This window comes from Phytoactinopolyspora halophila (assembly GCF_003287285.1).
GTDB lineage: Bacteria > Actinomycetota > Actinomycetes > Jiangellales > Jiangellaceae > Phytoactinopolyspora_A > Phytoactinopolyspora_A halophila.
Window position 1 is genome coordinate 31850 of the sequence record NZ_QMIG01000007.1, and the last position, 17443, is coordinate 49292.

Below are 17443 nucleotides of genomic sequence, written 5' to 3' on the forward strand. Positions count from 1 at the left end.
ATGCACGTCGTCGCCACAGCCGGGCATGTCGACCACGGCAAGTCGACGCTCGTCCGGGCGCTCACCGGAATGGAGCCCGACCGGTGGGACGAGGAACATCGCCGTGGGTTGACGATCGATCTCGGCTTCGCCTGGACGGAGCTGCCTTCGGCCGGCACGCTCGCGTTCGTCGACGTCCCGGGCCATCACCGGTTCGTGCCGAACATGCTCGCCGGGGTCGGGCCGGTGCCCGCCGTGCTCTTCGTCGTCGCGGCCGACGAGGGCTGGATGCCGCAGTCTGCCGAGCATCTCGACGCCGCGCACGCGCTGGGTGTGTGGCACGGCCTGCTCGCCATCACCCGCAGTGATCTCGCCGATCCCGCACCGGCCGCGGCGGAGGCGCTCGCCGAGATCAATGAGACGACACTCGGCGACGTCGCCGCCATCCCGGTCAGCGCACCCACGGGTAGCGGCCTGGACGACCTCGTGACCGCCTTGGACGACCTCGCCGGGCGGCTACCCCAGCCGGATGTCGACGCCCCGGTGCGCCTCTGGGTCGACCGTTCGTTCACGATCCGGGGCAGCGGCACCGTCGTCACCGGTACCCTCCCGGCCGGGCGCCTCCGAGTGGGCGACGAGCTGGAGATCCCATCGCTGGGACGCACCGCCGGAGTGCGCGCCCTGCAATGCCTGGGCCGTCCCGTGACCGAAGCGGGCGCCGTCGCCCGGGTCGCGGTCAACCTGCGCGGGGTGCCCGCAGACGCGCTGCACCGCGGCGACGCCGTGCTCACCCCGCAGCGCTTCCGCACGAGCGATGTGCTCGACGCGCGCCTCGACCGGACCGGTGACGATCCGCTGCCGCAGCACCTGATGCTGCACATCGGTTCGGCCGCGGTGACAGCGCGGGTGCGCCCGCTCGGGTCCGACACCGTGCGGCTGACACTTTCCGGCGCGCTGCCGCTGCGTGTCGGAGACCGCGGCCTGCTACGCGAGCCGGGGCGGCACCGCGTCCTCGGCGGCACCACCGTCCTTGACGTGGCGCCGCCGGCACTCACCCGTCGCGGCGCCGCCGCCGAGCGCGCTCGCATCCTCAGCACCCTCGACGGCGAGCCCGACGAGCACTCGGAGCTGCGCCGCCGCGGCATCGTCCGCAAGGACGAGCTGAAACGTATGGGCGTGCCGGTCACGTCCCGGCCGGTCGCCGCCGGCTGGGTGGTCGACGAGAAGCTGTGGGCGGAGCTGCGTTCCCGGCTGCCGGACGTCGTCGCCCGATGGCGCCAGGCCAACCCGCTGGAAACCGGCCCTCCCGTCGACGTCGTCCGGCAGCAACTCGACCTGCCCGAGCGCTCGCTCGTCCACGCTCTCGTGTCACCACCGCTGGCGATCAGGGCGGGCCGGGTGGTGCGCGACGACACCGCGCAGGTCGATCACCTCCCTGCGCCGGTCGCGAAGGCGGTCGACGAGCTGCGCGCCCGGCTGGCGGCGGAACCGCTCGTCGCTCCGGACGCCACGCAGCTCGCCGAGCTGGGACTCGGGCGTCGCGAGCTCGCCGCCGCGGATCGCGCCGGAGTCCTGGTCCGTATCGGCGACGGCGTGGTGCTCCTGCCGGAGAGCATCGACGAGGCGGTACGAACGCTGCGCACGTTGTCCGGCCCGTTCACCGTCAGTGATGCCCGCCAGGCATGGGGAACGACCCGGCGCGTGGCGATACCGCTGCTCCAGTACCTGGATCGGCACGAGATCACCGAACGGCTCCCGGATGACCGCCGGCAACTGCGCTAGACGTTGCGTGCGTTCCGGGCATCGAGCCGTTCGCGTTGCGGCACCACCGTGTACTTCGGGTCGTCCGCCGACGCCCGGCCGGCCTCGAACACGCCGAAGCGGGTGCACAATGAGCTCGCCAGCAGGGCACTCGCCGAGATCGCCGACAGCACCGAGGCCACCCGGCCGCCGCGCCTGCCTGGCTCCCGGACCAGTGCTCCCAGCGCACCAGCCGCGCCCGCGGCACCCAGGACTTTCCCCGCACGCATCCACCTGCCGGCGCGCCCGTGATGATAGGGCTCGGCGAGAAAGCCCAAACGGTGCGACATGAGCCGGTCAGCTGCCAGCTCCATACCCGTCCCCGCGACCGCGGCCAGCCGGGCCGGGCCCGCTTCGCGTGGCGCGGCGAGCATCCCGAGCCCACCGGCGCTGGCCAGTGCACTGCCCGCGAAGACGAACGGGAGCTCCCGGTAGCCCTCGTGCCAGGCCGGCACCGCCGTGTCGGCCACGAGCACCGCCGTATACGTCGTCATCACCGGCCCGAGCGCCGCCGCCCCGGCCGTCGCACACCGTCCCGCGGGAGGCAGCACGCCGGCGACCCGGGAGACGGCCCCCGCACCGGCGAGCGTGCCGTAGGAGGCGAGCACCCACGACCCGACGCTCAACGGCGACGTCGGCTTGAACACGCGGAGCATGTTGAGGAACCGCTCGGGCCGGCCGAGATCGTGGATGAGCGCGAACACGCTGCCTGCGCTGGCCGCCGCGGCCGTCACCTGGCCCGCCCGCGCCAGCCGGAACCGTCCGCTGAGCTCGCCGAGCTCGGCGAGCACCGACGAACCCCCGGCCAGCCCGCCGAGGAAGAAGTACACCGGCACGTCCGGCGTCTTCCACGTCGGACGTTTGATGACGGGCTGGCCGTAGTAAGAGCGGTACTCCACGCCGGACTCGGATGCCCGCGTACTCGTCGTCGTACTGGCCCGCGTGCCGGTCATGCCGTTCACCTCCGGCTCCCGACGAAGGCCGCCACCGCCGTGGCCGCCACCGTGGCCGCCGCCGCTGCGGCGTGCTTCCACATGGACGGCAGATCCCGCGTCGTCACGATCGGGTCAGGGGGCAGGCCATAGACCTCGGGCTCGTCGAGCAGGAGGAAGAAGCAACCGTCGCCACCTACGCCATCGCCGGGATCTGCACCGTAGAGCTGCGCCTCGTCGATGCCCGCCGCCCGCAGCTCCTCGACCCGCTGCTGGCCACGCTCGCGCAGCTCCTCGACCGGGCCGAACTGGATGGAATCTGTCGGGCACGCCTTGGCGCACGCCGGCTCCATCCCGTCCGACAGCCGGTCGTAGCACAGGGTGCATTTCCACGCCCGCCCGTCTCCCGGCCGGACGTCCAGCACCCCATAGGGGCACGCCGGCACGCAGTACCCGCAGCCGTTGCAGATGTCTTCCTGAACGACGACGGTGCCGTACTCGGTGCGAAACAGCGAGCCGGTGGGACAGACGTCCAGGCATGCGGCGTGCGTGCAGTGCTTGCAGACATCAGACATCATCAGCCAGCGCAGGTCCTGGTCCGGCTGCTCCGCCTCCTGCCCGCCGGGCGGGCCCATGGCGGGCATGCCGAGGTCGACGAGCTCGCGGCGCGGCTTCGCCTGCTCGACGAACGCCACGTGCCGCCACGTGTTGGCGCCCAGGTCGCCGGTGTTGTCGTACGACGTGCCGAGCAGGTCCAGCTCGGTGCCCGGGACGCCGTTCCACTCCTTGCAGGCCACCTCGCATGCCTTGCAGCCGATACAGACGCTGGTGTCGGTCAGGAATCCCATGCGGGGCGGGTGATCCGGTTCGTATCCGGCCTGCTGGGCCACGTCGTCGACCGGCCCGTACAGCTGGTTGCTCATTCGCTCGCCGTCCCTTCCGTGCCGACCCGTCCGGTGGTGATGCCGGTGTCCTCGGTAATACCCGCACGTGCCCGGTAGTCCCGGACCAGCTCCTCGAGGTCCGGCCCGCGTGGCCTCCGGCCGGGAAGGACGTCACACGTGGCCGCCTTCGACTCCTGGATGTGCACGTTCGGATCCAGCGCTGCGGAGAGCAGCTCGTTGCCCGCGTCGCCGGTGGACAGCCCGTTGGGCCCCCAGTGATAGGGGATGCCCACCTGGTGCACGGTCCGGTCCTGTACCTGGACCGCCCGCATCCGGTCGGTCACCAGCACCCGTGCCTCGACGGCGGTACGAGCGGTGATGATCGTCGCCCAGCCACCGTGTTCCAGGCCCCGTTGCGCCGCCAGTTCCGGTGACACCTCGCAGAAGAAGGCGGGCTGCAGCTCGGACAGGTAGGGCAGGAACCGGCTCATGCCACCGGCGGTGTGGTGCTCGGTCAGCCGGTACGTGGTGAACACGTACGGGAACACGTCGACGCCACGCTCCGTGGGCATCGGGTGGTAGCGGTTGGCCGGGTGCCTGTACACGTGCCGGACCGGGTTGACCTGCTGTCCGTAGATCAGGTTGGTGAACGGCGACTCCTGTGGCTCGTAGTGGGTGGGCAGTGGCCCATCCAGCAGGCCCGTGGGAACGTAAAGCCAGGCCTTCCCGTCGGTCTGCATGACGAACGCATCCGTCCCGGACAGCGCGTCCTGCGCCCGGGCATTCGGCTCCGGCTCGTAGTCCGGCGGCTTCGTCACCTCGAAATCCGGGACGTCGTGTCCCGTCCAGCGCTCCTCCGTGGCGTCCCACCAGACGTAGGCCTTGCGCGCGCTCCACGGCCGCCCGTCGGCGTCGGCCGACGCGCGGTTGTAGAGGATGCGGCGGTTGGCCGGCCACGACCACGCCCACTCCGGAGCCACCCAGGACTGCTCCGAACCGGGCTTGCGCCGGGCCGGCTGGTTCACCTCGTCCGTGAAGCAGCCGCAGTAGATCCAGCAGCCGCAGGCCGTCGAGCCGTCGTCGGCGAGCTCGGTGAAGGCCGAGAGCGCCGAACTGTCCGGCCCGACCCCGTTGATCTCGCGCAGTACCGCCTCGGCGCTCGGTTCGCCCACCTCTCCTTCGGTCGGGTATTCCCAGGTGAGGTCCAGTACAGGGCGGTCGCGGGGGTCCGTGGAGCCGGCCAGCTTCTCCCGGATCCGCCGGCCGAGGTGGTAGTAGAACCACAGGTCGCTGCGCTGGTCACCCTGTGGCTCGACGGCCTTGTGGTGCCATTGCAGCAGCCGCTGGGTGTTGGTGAAGGTGCCGTCCTTCTCCGTGTGCGACGCGGCCGGGAGGAAGAACACCTCGGTAGGTATCTGCTCGGTGACCAGCTCTCCGGTCTCAAGCTCGGGCGCGTTGTTCCAGAACGTCGCCGTCTCGATCATCTGCAAGTCCCGGACCACCAGCCATTCGAGATTGGCCAGTCCCAGCCGTTGCAGCCTGGAGTTGGCAGAGCCGACTGCCGGGTTCTCGCCGATGACGAAATAGCCCTTCACGTCTCCGGCGATCTGGTCGAGCACCGTGCGATAGGTGCCGTGGTCTCCGCTCAGCCTCGGCAGGTAGCCGAAACAGAAGTCGTTGTCTTCGGTGGCCGCGTCTCCCCACCAGGCCTTGAGCAGGCTGACGGCGTACGCCTTCATGTTGCCCCAGAATCCGGTTGCCCCGGCATCGTCCTCGACGAAGGAGTCCAGGTTCTCGTCGTGGTGCGCGTGCGGCATCGGGATGTAGCCGGGGAGCAGGTTGAACAGCGTGGGGATGTCTGTCGACCCCTGGATGGACGCGTGACCGCGCAGGGCCAGGATCCCACCGCCGGGACGGCCGACATTGCCGAGCAGCAGTTGCAGGATGGCGGCGGTGCGGATGTATTGCACCCCCACGGTGTGCTGTGTCCAACCCACCGAGTAGACCCACGCGGTTGTCCGGTCCCTACCCGAACTGCTGGTCACGGCCTCGGCGACCTTCCGGAACATCTCCTGGGGGATGCCGCAGACCCGTTCCACCATCTCCGGCGTGTACCGAGCGTAGTGCCGTTTGAGGATCTGGTACACGCAGCGGCTGTCCTGCAGGGTGCGGTCCTGATGCGGCTTGGCAGAGACGGCTGGCCCGCCGGCGCCGGCCCGCTCCGGCGACGCGGCCAGCGAGGCGGAACCCGCGTGGCCATCCTTCGGCATGTCCCGGTGCCCGGCTGCGGCGGCGGCCGTCGCGTCCGCGTACGCCCAGCTCACCGGATCGTAGGAGCCGGTTTCCGGATCGTAGCCGGAGAACAGGCCGTCGAGGTCTTCGGTGTCGCGGAACCGCTCGTCGACGATGGCCGCGGCGTTCGTGTACTCCAGGACGTAGTCACGGAAATCGAGCTCGTTCTGCAGCACGTAGTTCACCAGCCCGCCGAGGAAGGCGATGTCGGTACCGGCACGCAGCGGCACGTGCGCGTCGGCGAGCGCGCTGGTCCGGGTGAACCGCGGGTCCACGTGGAAGACCGCCGCTCCGCGCTGCTTCGCCTCCATCACCCACTGGAAACCCACGGGATGGCACTCGGCCATGTTGGACCCCTGGATGACGATGCAGTCGGCATTCTGCAGGTCCTGCTGAAAGGTCGTGGCGCCGCCGCGCCCGAACGAGGTCCCCAGACCGGGGACGGTGGAGGAGTGTCAAATGCGGGCCTGGTTCTCGATCTGGATCGCGCCCAGGGCCGTGTACAGCTTCTTGATGAGGTAGTTCTCCTCGTTGTCGAGGGTCGCCCCGCCGAGATGTGAGATCCCCATCGTGCGGTTGAGATACCTGCCCTCCTCGTCGGTGTCCTGCCACGTGCGCCGGCGAGTGTCGATGACCCGATCCGCGATCATGTCGAGCGCCGTGTCCAGGTCGAGTTCCTCCCACTGGGTGCCGTACGGCCGGCGATAGTGGACCGTGGTGACCCGAGACGGCGAGTTGACCAGCTGTTCGCTGGCCGCACCTTTGGGGCACAGCCGCCCGCGCGAGATCGGGCTGTCCGGGTCGCCCTCGATCTGGGTGACCTCACCGTTTCGGACATAGACGTCCTGGCCACATCCCACGGCGCAGTACGGGCAGATCGACTTGACGACGCGGTCGGCGTCGCTGGTGCGTGGCGTCCGTTCGGCCGAGCGCGCGGACTGGCTCGCGGCGCCCCGCCCCAGCGGATCAGCACTCGTGAGCTGCCGGTACACCGGCCAGCGGTCGAGCCACTTCTTCAGACCCATGGTCTGCCACCCCCGGGCGCATCGTCGGTCACCACACGGTCGGTCACGCGCCGGTGATCTCCCGGCAGATCGTCCCCGATCGGTGACCGGGAGATACCCACGTACTCACCGGTATAACTCCTCGACGAGCCTCTAGACTAGAGATGCCGCACGACACACCGGAGGCTGCGTCACATGTCGATCGATCCGGAGCAGCCGATACCCCTGTATTTCCAGCTCAAGACGCTCCTGCTCCAGTCCATGATCCGGGGTGAGTATGGCCCCGGTGACCGCTTGCCCACCGAGCACGAGCTGTGCGACCTCTACGGGCTCAGCCGCACGCCCGTCAGCCGCGCCCTGTCCGAGCTCGCCGACGAGGGCGTCGTCCTCCGGCATCGCCGCCGCGGCAGTTTCGTCAATCCCCACTGGGCACCTCGCCGCGGCACGGAACTGCGTGTCGTCGTACCCGCCGAAGGACCGTGGGAGACGCTCATCCACAAGGCCGTTCCGGACGACCTCACGATCAACGTCGTCACCGTTCCCCGGGCCGATCTGCACCGAACCCTGACCCGCGCCGTGGCCGAGGCCCAGGCGCCGGATCTGGCCGTGCTCGACTCGGTGTGGATGCCCGAGTTCGCCGCTGCCGGATTCCTCTACGCCCTCGAAGAGGTCGACGAGGACTGGGTGACGAACGAGTACGAGAGTGACTTCCTCCCACCCCTCATCACTGCCAACCGCTACGCGGGCCGTACCTACTCGGTATCGCTGAGCGCCGACGTCGCCGGGCTGTGGTATCGACGCTCCGAGCTGCACAAGCTCCGGGTGGGGCCACCGGAATCCTGGGCCGAGCTACGCGGATGCGGCCACGCGCTACGTGAGCACGGCATCGCTCACCCGCTCGCCCTGCCCGGGGGCTCCCGCGGTGACGAGACGACGACGTGCTGCCTGCTGGCGTTTCTCGCGTCCAATGGCGTCGAGGTGCTCGGCACGGACGGCGTACTTGTGGATCAACCACGGGTGGTGGAAGCGCTGGAGTACCTGCGCCGCCTCGTCGACGAAGGTGTCGTTCCGGCCGAGGCGGTGGGCTTCGAGTGGAACCAACCGGTCCGGCTGCTGGCCCGCGGGCAGGCCGGCATGAGCTTCGGCGGCAGCTACGAGGCCCGGACGCTGGCCGAGAGCATGGGCATCCACGTCGAGGATCTCGGCCAGCGGATCGGTTTCCTTCCGATACCGCCCGGCCCCCAAGGAGCGCCAGCCAGCCTCGCGGGGACGATGGTGTGCGGGATCTTCCGCCAGACCGCCTACCCGGACCTGGCGCTGCGCCTGCTCCGTCACCTCAGCGCGGCCGAACTGCTGGCAGAGCTCAGCGTCGCCACGGGATGCATCCCGCCTCGTCGCTCGGCGATCGAGCTCGCGGGATCGCGGGTACCGCTGCTCCCGGACACGGTGAAGGCACTCGAACAGGCCGTCATCCGGCCCCGCATTCCGCTGTATCCGCGGGTGTCGGCCCAGCTACAGGTGATGCTGGAGAGCGTGCTGACCGGCCAGGCCACACCGGCCGGGGCCGTGAGCCGCGTGGCCGAGCTGATCTCCGCCATCACCGGCCTGCCTTCCCACCACCCCTCCCCTTCGCCCTCTCCGCCCCATGATCATGAACACTAGGCGACTACATAGGTCGGCTAGTGTTCATGATCAGCGGGAGGGGACGAGGACGACCTTGCCGCGTACGTGGCCCGTCTCCACCTCGCGGTGCGCCTTGGCGGCGTCGTCCAGGCTGAACGCCGCGTGCAGGTGCACCCGGAGCTTGCCCTCCGCATACAGCCGCACCAGTTCCGCCAGCCGCTCGGTGGAACGCTTCATCCCCAGGATCCGCACCCCGAGATCGGGCGCGATCTCCTGACCCGCGATGGTGCCGATCCGCTGCAGATCCCCCACCAGATCGATCGATGCCCGCAGCGCATCCTCGGTTCCCACCGCATCGAGCGCGGCGTCGACGCCATCCGGCGCGGCCTCGCGTACCCGCTCGACCAGGCCAGCACCGTACGTGACGGGGACCGCACCGAGCTCTCGCAGGTATTCGTGGTTGCGCTCGCTGGCCGTCCCGACCACCTCGGCGCCCCACGCCTTCGCGAGCTGGACAGCGGCGGTCCCGACGCCGCCGGCCGCGGCATGGATCAGCACCGTCTCGCCTGCGGCGACATCCAGCGCCTGCAGCGACGTGTGCGCGGTCTGGCCCGAGGCGCCGATCGCACCGGCCTCCTCCCACGGCATCCCGGGCGGCTTCGCCACCAGCGCGTCCGCCCTGGCCACCGCATACTGGGTGTGCGCACCGCCGACGGGCCAGCCGATGACTTCTGCACCGACGGCCGGTTCCGTGACGCCCTCACCCAGCTCGTCCACCACGCCAGCGAATTCCGAACCGCTGACCTGTGGAAATTTGGCTGGCGCCCAGTCTGCCGTGTCGCCACGACGCTGCTTGACGTCGAATGGCTGGATACCTGCTGCCTTGACGCGCACTCGCACCTGTCCCGGCTCGGGTACCGGTGGGTCGGACTCGACCACCTCGAGCACGTCGGTACCGCCGTACGTGGAGTAGACAACCTCTTGGCTCACCGTGGACTCACCTCCGTTCACCGTGCCCAATCTAGGTCACGGTGAACGGAGGTGAGTCGATCCACACCAGATCCGTCGCTCCCCCGTGGCCGTGGATCTGGATGACTTGTTCGGGTGAGTCGTAGACACTCACGGACGAGATCTCGCCACAGCACCAGGCCAGGGTCGTGCGTCCCGTGGGGTAGACCGTGCCGTAGGCGATCAGCCCGACCCCCGACACACCGGTGGCATCCTCATGCCGATGTAGTGCGAATCGCCGCGGTAGATCCTGTGACGTCATTCGTCCCATCCGGCCATCACGGAACTCGCCGTCAACGCAAGGTCGTCTACTTGCGAGCCTCCCGGGCCGATCTGGACGATGCGGTCACCGTCCCGCTCGATTGGCCTGACCAGCCAGCTGTGATTTTGTGCGTTCCAGGTCAACACGTACTCCGTGTCCCGGCGCAACAACACTGTTCTCTCCACCCTTCGATGAGAGATTTCGGCCCCGCCACTTCGATGGTCCTCCTGTCGGTGGCGGACCGCAACGCGAACACACCCAGAGTCACATACGTTTCCCCAGGTCACCACCATTCAGGGACGTCCGTGCGGGCAAGATCTACCCGTTTGGCTGCACACGTCTCCTCCAAATGGACGACGGCGCTAGCTCTCTGCAAGTGCTGAATGTACGGCGCCAGCCGGCCATGGGGTCCCGATACCGGTTGCCGGTTGGTAACAGTTTCGACAATGCCCCTATCTAGGCCCTTGACTGGAAAAAATTCTCTCGCTAGCTTTCCGGACCACTGGTCTACATCTGCCCAGCCCCGCCGATGCCCATGCAACCCGGGAGCCGGATCATGAAAGTCACGCGAATCACTGCCACGCTGGCGGCGTTCGCCCTCGCCATCACCGCCTGCGGTGGTGACGACGACGAGCCCACGTCCCCAGACGACGGCGACAACGGCGCTGCCGAGGAGGGCGAGGTGAATCGAGGGGGCGTCTACACCACGATCGTGACCCAGCTCGATGCCACGGCCCCGCCCAACCCGTTCAACCCGGATACCAACTCGTTTCTCGGCTACAACGCGATGCGGTTGGCCTGGGTCAAGAACCATCCCACCGACCCCAGCGATTTCTACCCGGGACTCGCCTCCGAATGGGAGGTGTCCGACGACAATCTCGAACTGACCGTCACCCTCCACCCCGAGGCGACGTGGTCCGACGGAACTCCCGTCACCAGCGATGACGTCGTTCTCTCGGCGAACATCGCCTACACGCGCGGCAGCGGCGCGTTCATCCTCGACCCCGGTGCCGCCGGCGCCGCCTCCGACGTCGAGGTGATCGACGACAAGACGCTCCGGTTCACGCAGGATCCCGACAACCCCACCGGCGAGTTCGTCAACGGCATCATGGACATGACGATCGTCCCCGAGCATGTCTACGGTGACGTTCTGCCCGCCGACTTCGAGGAGACTCTCGAAGCCGCGCAGGGCGAGGGCGAGGACGCCGAGGAAGCCCGCGACGCCGTGAGCGAGGCGGGTGAGGAGGTCGCCAGCTTCGACCCCGGTGAGGACATCTCCGCCGGTCCCTACGTGCTGGAGCGGATCAATCCCAGCGAGGCGCTGCTCACACGCAACGAGCACTTCCACAACGATCATCTGGTCGCTCCGGACCAGGTGATCGTCCGCAACTACGACGGCAACGAGCAGGTCTGGGACTACCTGCAAGCCGGCGAGCTCGACTCTTCGCACTTCGTCGCCGTGCCCGAAGACGTCGTCCAGCAGATCGAGGCCGTTCCCGGCAACGAGATCAGCCGCACCTACTCCCCTGTCGTCGCCGGCCTCGCGTTCAACCAGTCCTACGAGCCGTTCGATGACGTCCACGTCCGCCGGGCCCTGGCCTACGCGATCGACCGCGAGCAGATGGTGTCCGTGTCCACCCCCGACGGCGGTGACGCGGCGACGACGACATCGGGCATCCACCAGGAAGTGGTGGACGAGTGGATCGGTGACGCCGTGGGCGAGCTCGACCCGTACGAGCACGATCTCGACGCTGCCGAGGAAGAGCTGGAAGCCGCGGGCATGACCAAGGAAGACGGCCGATGGCTGCTGCCCGATGGCGAACCCTTCGAGGTTCCCATCCAGGTGGTCAGCGGCTTCTCCGACTGGATCGCCGCCGGGGAGAACATCGCCACCCAGTTGGACGAGTTCGGCATCGAATCCGAGATCCTGACCTCCCCGGATTTCACCGTCTACCAGGAGGAGATGGCCGCGGGCGACTACCCGCTCGGGTTCTGGCTGATCGGGCTCGGGCCCAGCCCGTACAACATCTTCCAGCGGCTGTATGGCCAGTCCAACGGCTGGCAGGTCCACGCCGGGCAGCTGAGCTATTCCGAACCCGGTGAGGACGGCAACTGGAAGGGCGGCCCGGAGACCATCGAGGTCGAGGGGCACGGCGAGATCAACCCGGGCGAGCTGACGCACGAGCTGCGCACCGCCGACGAGGAGCGCACCCAGGAGATCATGACGATCCTCGCCCGGGCGACCAACGAGACGCTGCCGGTGATCCAGTTGTGGGATTACATCAACACCCAGTTCAGCAACACCGACCGGTTCATCACCGATCCACCGGACGACGCCCGGCGCGTCAGCGGTGTGACGAGCCTGGCCGGCATCTGGATCCAGCAAGGCTGGGTCACCGCGGTCGAGTAGCGGCAGTCGATCAGAGATCGGATAGCGACAACTGTGAAGGGATTCGCACGACGGCTCGCGGGCCAGCTGGCCCGCGGGCTCGTCATGGTCTGGGTGGTGCTGACGTTCACGTTCGTGATCATCAGCATCATGCCCGGCGACCCGGTCCGCGCCGAATACGAGAACCTCCTCCAGCAGGGCTACTCCCCCGAGCAGGCGGAGGCGCAGGCAGCGATGCTGCACCGTTTCCGCCCCACCGGCAGCGTCTTCGAACAGTACGTCGACTACGTGGGATCGCTCCTGCGTTTCGATCTCGGCCAGTCGCTGTACTCCCGGGTGGACGTCGCGACCGTCCTGGCCGACGCGGCCAAGTGGACCGTCATCCCGGTCCTCCTGGGCACGGTGCTCAGCTTCGGTCTCGGTGTGGTCGTCGGTGTCTACGCCGCGATCAAGCGTTCCAGCAAGCTCGGCGACATGCTCACCATGTCGGGGTCGTTGCTGCGCGGCATCCCGGACTTCGTCGTCGGCCTGCTACTGGCCTCCATCTTCGCGACGCTGTGGCCGATCCTGCCGCGGCAGGGTGCCGTCAACATCCTGTACGAGCCATGGACCGTCGAGTACGTCCTCTCGCTCGGATATCACGCGATCCTGCCCGTGGCGACCTATACGATCTCCGCCTACGGCGGATTCATCCTCGCGATGAAGTCCAGCGTGGTGACGGTTCTCGGCGACGACTTCATCCTCGCCGCCGAGCTACGCGGCATGAAACGCTCGATCATCTTCCGCTACATCGCGCGTAACGCCATCCTGCCGCTGTTCACTGTCTTCGCCCTCTCCGTCGCGGCCGTGTTCAGCGGCGCGATCTTCATCGAACGGATCTTCAACTATCCGGGATTGGGCATGCTCCTGATCGACAGCATCGGCCGGCGCGACATCACGGTGATGGCCGGAGCGCTCTTGCTCATCACGGTCGCCGTCATCATCGCCAATATCGTCGCCGACCTGTTCTACAGCGTGATCGATCCGCGTATCCGGCGGGCAGGTGATCGAGTATGACGTCGGGTGCCCCCACCGGTTTGAGCACCACGCGTGGGGACCTGCGCCGGAATTTCTGGCGCGGGGTCTGGCGCGTGCTGCGCCGCAAGCCCAGCCGCCTGCTCGGCGTCGCCCTGATGCTCATGTTCGTCGTCATGGCCACGGCCGGGCCGATGCTGTATCAGCGGCCGCTACCCCGCGATCCGGACAACTTCTTCGCCCCGCCCAGCCTGCAGCATCCGTTCGGAACCGACTTCCAGGGCGTCGACGTGCTCTCGCTCGTCGTGGTGGGCTCGCGCTACGTGCTCCTGACGGCGTTCATCACCGCTGTCATCACCGTCGTGCTCGGTACCGGTATCGGGCTCTTCGCCGGGTTCCGCCGCGGCCGTCTCGACGCCGTCCTGATGCGGATCACCGACATCAACCTGACCATTCCCGGGCTTCCCATCCTGCTCGTGCTGTCCACGGTGTGGCAGTTCGCCAGTCCGTGGGAGATGGGGCTGGTCCTCGGGTTGCTCGGCTGGGGAGCGCTGGCACGTGCGGTGCGCTCGCAGACCCTGTCGCTGCGCGAGCGGGGCTTCATCGAGGCCGCCCGGGGCCTCGGCCTGTCCACGCCACATATCGTGTTCCGCGAGCTGCTGCCGCCGATCGCGCCATACATCGCGATGAACCTGCTGATGAGCTTGATCCTCGCGGTGTGGGCCCAGGTCGGGCTGTTCTTCCTCGGCGTGATGCCGGTGATCGGGGAGAACTGGGGCGTGATGCTCAACCGGGCGGTCTTCGACTTCGGGGCCATGACCACCGCGGCACGGCTCCCCTACATGCTGGCGCCGCTGCTGGCGCTGCTGCTGCTCACGGTGGCCATCGTGCTCGTCGTGGACGCGATGGACGAGGTCTTCAATCCCCGGCTTCGGGAGGAGTGACACGGTGACCCTCGCTACGGCTGCCCACGCCCCCGAAGGCGGCACCACGGCCCCGGCCGTGCGGATCCGTGACCTGACGGTGGTGTACAAGACACCGGCCGGCGAACTTCCCGCCGTGTCCGAGATCGACATGGACCTCCCCGCCGGAACCATCACCGGGCTGGTCGGCGAGTCCGGGTCCGGAAAGTCGACACTCGCGCTGTCCCTGCTCAACGCCGTGCAACCTCCCGGACGGATCAGCTCCGGCACGGTCGAGATCGACGGTCTCGGCGACGTCGTTCCGTTGCAGGGCGACAAGTTGCGCCGGGTCCGCGGTGGCCAGATCGGCTACGTGTTCCAGGCCGCGCAGAACTCGCTCAACCCGCTGAAGACCGTGGGCAAGCAGCTGCTCGATCTGGGCCGCTCGCACGACGTCGACGACTTGCGCGCCCTGGTTTCCGAGGCGAAGGAGCTGCTCGGCCGGATGGGCCTGGACGGCGCGCGCGTGCTCGACTCGTACCAGCACGAGCTGTCCGGTGGCATGCGCCAGCGTGTCGGAATCATGCTGGCGCTCGTCCTGAACGCGCACGTCGTCGTGCTCGACGAGCCGACGACGGCACTCGACATGATCACTCAGGCGAACATTCTGGAGATCATCCGGAACATCCACGCCGAGCGCGGCTTGACGACGCTCGTCATCACGCACGACATCGGGGTCGTGGCCGAGGTGGCAGATCAGCTCGCCGTCATGTACGGCGGCCGGATCGTGGAACGCGGCCCGGTGCGCTCCGTCCTCGGCGAGCCCCGGCACCCCTACACGCAGGGACTGATCCGGGCGATTCCCCGCCTCACCGGCGATATCGATCAGGCACGGGCGCTTCCCGGGCGCCCGCCCACGCTGGGGACCATCCCCGAACGGGGCTGCGTGTTCCGGGACCGGTGCGAGCTGCGCATGAGCGTCTGCGACACGGTCGAGCCTGTCCTCGAACGGCACGCCGACCAGCTGGTCGCCTGTCACGCCGTGGCGGGGCAAGAGCCGGACGGCGGCGCACCCACAGACGACGGCCAGGAGCAAACGTGATCAGTGGAACCGGCATCGTCAAGACCTTCCGCCAGCGCGGCGACGTACTCGGCAAGAACGAGGTGAAGGCGCTGCGCGGCGTCGATTTCACCATTCCCGAAGGCGGCGCCATATCGTTCATCGGCGAGTCCGGATGCGGCAAGACGACACTCGGGCGGATCATCGCCGGCTTGGAAACGCACGATGAAGGCGAGATCACCATCGGTGGCGTGGCCATGTCGTCCCTGCGCACCCGCGCCCAGCAGCCGCACTTTCGCCGGATCCAGCTCATTCACCAAGACCCGTACTCGGCACTCAATCCCACCAGGACCGTCCACCAGGCGCTGCACGATCCGCTGAAGCTCCGCGCCCGCGAGACCGGCCGGTCGTCGCAGTGGATCTACGAGCGCGCGGAGGAACTGCTCGGCCTGGTGGGCCTGGATCCCGGCTACGTGCTCCCCCGCTATCCGCACCAGCTGTCCGGCGGCATGCGCCAGCGCGTCGTCATCGCCCGGGCGCTGACCGTCGACCCTGACGTGCTCGTCGCCGACGAGGCAGTCTCCATGATCGATGTGTCGTTGCGGTTGGGTATCCTGAGACTACTCCGCGATCTTCGGGAACAGCTGGGAGTCAGTCTCTTGTACATCACGCATGACGTCGCCACCGCGCGCTACATCGGCGCCGACGGCGACATGTACGTGATCTACCGGGGTCAAGTCGTCGAAAGTGGGCCCACCGAGACGATCATCAACCAGCCGGTACACCCGTATACGCAGTCCCTGCTGTCAGCCATTCCGGTCCTTTACGGCGTCGAGCAGCCCGGCGCGGAACAGGTCACGCCGATCGACTCGCTCACCACCGCGGCCGTCGGGGAAACCGTCGACGACGCGGGGTGCCTGTTCGCCCCGCGGTGCCCGTTCCGTACTGAACGCTGCACCCGGGAGCGGCCCGTGTTGGGTGACGCCGTGCCTGCCCTGCAAGACGCGGAGGGCCGGGTCCATGCATGCTTCCACCCCATAGAGCGGCAGGTCGCGGCCACCTCTGTCCAGGCACCGTGACGCGTGGAAGCATTGGTCGACATGAGACGCCCCCCATCGATGACCCTCGAAGAGAAGATCGCTCAGCTGTTCGTGCTCCGAGTGCACGGCCCCTCTGCCGAGACCCAGGACAGCGAGGCCGTCGAGCACAATCAAGCTGCCTATGGCGTGGACAACGCCGCAGCGCTCGTATCCACCTACCAACCCGGTGGCATCGTCTACTTTCGCACCAGCGGGAACATCGACATACCCACGCAGATCGCCACGCTGTCGAACAGCATTCAACGATCCGCGATGTCTCGCGAGGGCGGCAGCCCGGTTCCGTTGTTGATCTCGGTCGACCAAGAGGGCGGACGGGTAGCCCGCATGTCACCGCCGGTGACCTGGTTTCCCTCGGCCAAGACGATTGCGTCGCTCGACGTGCAGACGGCCGAGAACGTCGCCAGCATCATGGCGACGGAGCTGCGGGCCCTCGGCATCAACCAGAACTACGCCCCGGTGGCCGACGTCGTCACCAATCCGGAGAATCGGGTCATCGGTGACCGCTCCTTCAGCTCCGATCCGGACACGGCCGCCGCCTTCGTCCGGGCGCAGATCCGTGGGTTCCAGCGGGGCGGATTGATACCGACCGTGAAACACTTCCCGGGTCATGGCGGAACGGCCGTGGACACGCACACCGGCCGGGCGGTCATCGAACACAGTCGTGACGAGTGGGAACGTCTCCACCTTCCGCCGTTCCGGGCGGCCCTCGAAGCCGGCGTCGATGCCGTGATGACGGGGCACCTCGTGTTTCCGGCACTCGATCCTTCCGAAACCATCGCCACTGCCTCGTACCCGATCATCACCGACATACTCAGAGGTGAGCTCGGGTTTGACGGCGTCGTCGTGACCGATGGCCTGGGCATGGAAGCCGCCCGCGTGGCATACGGGGATACCGAAGCCCCGCTGCGGGCTCTCCAAGCAGGCGTCGATCAGCTACTCACCCCGGCCGATGGCACCTTCCCGGGAGCGATCAAGACGATTCGCCGTGCGGTCGAGATCGGCGAACTCAGTGTCGAGCGGATCGACGAGTCCGTCGATCGCATCTTGCGGCTGAAGGCCAAGTGCGGCCTGTTCGACGACCCGTATATCGACGTGAACCTCGCGTCGAGATTCGTCGGCGCGCGCGATCACTTGCAGACCGCGCGGAGAGTCACCGGAAACCTGCCGTAACGGCCGCCGCCACGCATCCGATTC

14 protein-coding genes are annotated in these 17443 nt (G+C 68.1%); 8 read left to right on the plus strand and 6 right to left on the minus strand.

Going from position 1 to position 17443, the window contains the following annotated elements; all coding sequences use genetic code 11:
* Entirely contained in the window at positions 1-1761 is a 1761-nt protein-coding gene (gene selB, locus DPM12_RS09700) for a selenocysteine-specific translation elongation factor (RefSeq protein WP_112258119.1), read from the plus strand.
* Here selB and nrfD read toward each other — a convergent pair.
* The 3 genes from nrfD to fdh are packed head-to-tail and all read right to left on the minus strand — an operon-like array spanning position 1758 to position 6912.
* Positions 1758-2732: an NrfD/PsrC family molybdoenzyme membrane anchor subunit gene (gene nrfD / locus DPM12_RS09705; protein ID WP_112258248.1), complete on the minus strand. Its 975-nt coding sequence runs from the start codon at positions 2730-2732 to the stop codon at positions 1758-1760. The two genes, selB and nrfD, sit on opposite strands and share 4 nt — an antisense overlap.
* Positions 2733-2737: 5 nt before the next feature.
* Entirely contained in the window at positions 2738-3634 is an 897-nt protein-coding gene (locus DPM12_RS09710) for a 4Fe-4S dicluster domain-containing protein (protein ID WP_112258120.1), read from the minus strand.
* Complete coding sequence (gene fdh, locus DPM12_RS09715) at positions 3631-6912, minus strand: formate dehydrogenase (RefSeq protein ID WP_164465309.1); 3282 nt, start codon at positions 6910-6912, stop codon at positions 3631-3633. The genes DPM12_RS09710 and fdh overlap by 4 nt, the downstream gene beginning before the upstream one ends.
* A 174-nt stretch (positions 6913-7086) precedes the next feature.
* On the opposite strand from fdh, the gene DPM12_RS09725 reads away from it, so the two are divergent.
* Positions 7087-8553, plus strand: coding sequence for an extracellular solute-binding protein (locus DPM12_RS09725; RefSeq protein ID WP_112258123.1), 1467 nt, complete (start codon positions 7087-7089; stop codon positions 8551-8553).
* Between the two features lie 30 nt (positions 8554-8583).
* Here the strand turns inward: DPM12_RS09725 and DPM12_RS09730 are convergent, their stop codons facing one another.
* Genes DPM12_RS09730 through DPM12_RS23170 form a run of 3 tightly spaced genes read right to left on the minus strand, consistent with a single transcriptional unit; the run spans position 8584 to position 9969 of the window.
* A complete protein-coding gene (locus DPM12_RS09730) occupies positions 8584-9504 on the minus strand; it encodes an NADP-dependent oxidoreductase (RefSeq protein ID WP_112258249.1) in 921 nt (306 codons plus the stop codon).
* 31 nt (positions 9505-9535) lie between these two features.
* On the minus strand, positions 9536-9724 hold the full coding sequence (locus tag DPM12_RS09735) for a hypothetical protein (RefSeq protein WP_211658750.1): 189 nt from the start codon (positions 9722-9724) through the stop codon (positions 9536-9538).
* Positions 9725-9780: 56 nt separating this feature from the next.
* On the minus strand, positions 9781-9969 hold the full coding sequence (locus DPM12_RS23170) for a hypothetical protein (RefSeq protein ID WP_123788552.1): 189 nt from the start codon (positions 9967-9969) through the stop codon (positions 9781-9783).
* Between the two features lie 371 nt (positions 9970-10340).
* Here DPM12_RS23170 and DPM12_RS09740 point away from each other — a divergent pair, with 371 nt between their 5' ends.
* Genes DPM12_RS09740 through DPM12_RS09765 form a run of 6 tightly spaced genes read left to right on the plus strand, consistent with a single transcriptional unit; the run spans position 10341 to position 17419 of the window.
* Complete coding sequence (locus tag DPM12_RS09740; RefSeq protein WP_158542838.1) at positions 10341-12194, plus strand: ABC transporter substrate-binding protein; 1854 nt, start codon at positions 10341-10343, stop codon at positions 12192-12194.
* A 33-nt stretch (positions 12195-12227) separates the two neighbouring features.
* Positions 12228-13229, plus strand: a complete 1002-nt coding sequence (locus tag DPM12_RS09745; protein WP_211658752.1) for an ABC transporter permease — start codon at positions 12228-12230, stop codon at positions 13227-13229.
* Positions 13226-14131 (plus strand): ABC transporter permease, encoded by a 906-nt coding sequence (locus tag DPM12_RS09750; protein WP_112258126.1) that lies wholly within the window; start codon positions 13226-13228, stop codon positions 14129-14131. Before DPM12_RS09745 ends, DPM12_RS09750 begins: the two co-directional genes overlap by 4 nt.
* A 4-nt stretch (positions 14132-14135) precedes the next feature.
* On the plus strand, positions 14136-15191 hold the full coding sequence (locus tag DPM12_RS09755) for an ABC transporter ATP-binding protein (RefSeq protein WP_211658754.1): 1056 nt from the start codon (positions 14136-14138) through the stop codon (positions 15189-15191).
* The gene (locus DPM12_RS09760; protein WP_112258127.1) at positions 15188-16228 is read left to right on the plus strand and encodes an ABC transporter ATP-binding protein; all 1041 of its coding nucleotides are present in this window, start codon (positions 15188-15190) and stop codon (positions 16226-16228) included. The genes DPM12_RS09755 and DPM12_RS09760 overlap by 4 nt, the downstream gene beginning before the upstream one ends.
* Positions 16229-16249: 21 nt before the next feature.
* A complete protein-coding gene (locus tag DPM12_RS09765; RefSeq protein ID WP_123788553.1) occupies positions 16250-17419 on the plus strand; it encodes a glycoside hydrolase family 3 protein in 1170 nt (389 codons plus the stop codon).
* Positions 17420-17443: the final 24 nt, after the last annotated feature.

Excerpts from the sequence above, each read along its gene's own strand:
- selB (WP_112258119.1), top strand. The coding sequence starts at position 1 with ATGCACGTCGTCGCCACAGCCGGGCATGTCGACCACGGCAAGTCGACG.
- DPM12_RS09725 (WP_112258123.1), top strand. The coding sequence starts at position 7,087 with ATGTCGATCGATCCGGAGCAGCCGATACCCCTGTATTTCCAGCTCAAG.
- nrfD (WP_112258248.1), bottom strand. The coding sequence starts at position 2,732 with ATGACCGGCACGCGGGCCAGTACGACGACGAGTACGCGGGCATCCGAG.
- DPM12_RS09740 (WP_158542838.1), top strand. The coding sequence starts at position 10,341 with ATGAAAGTCACGCGAATCACTGCCACGCTGGCGGCGTTCGCCCTCGCC.
- DPM12_RS09710 (WP_112258120.1), bottom strand. The coding sequence starts at position 3,634 with ATGAGCAACCAGCTGTACGGGCCGGTCGACGACGTGGCCCAGCAGGCC.
- DPM12_RS09765 (WP_123788553.1), top strand. The coding sequence starts at position 16,250 with ATGAGACGCCCCCCATCGATGACCCTCGAAGAGAAGATCGCTCAGCTG.
- DPM12_RS09750 (WP_112258126.1), top strand. The coding sequence starts at position 13,226 with ATGACGTCGGGTGCCCCCACCGGTTTGAGCACCACGCGTGGGGACCTG.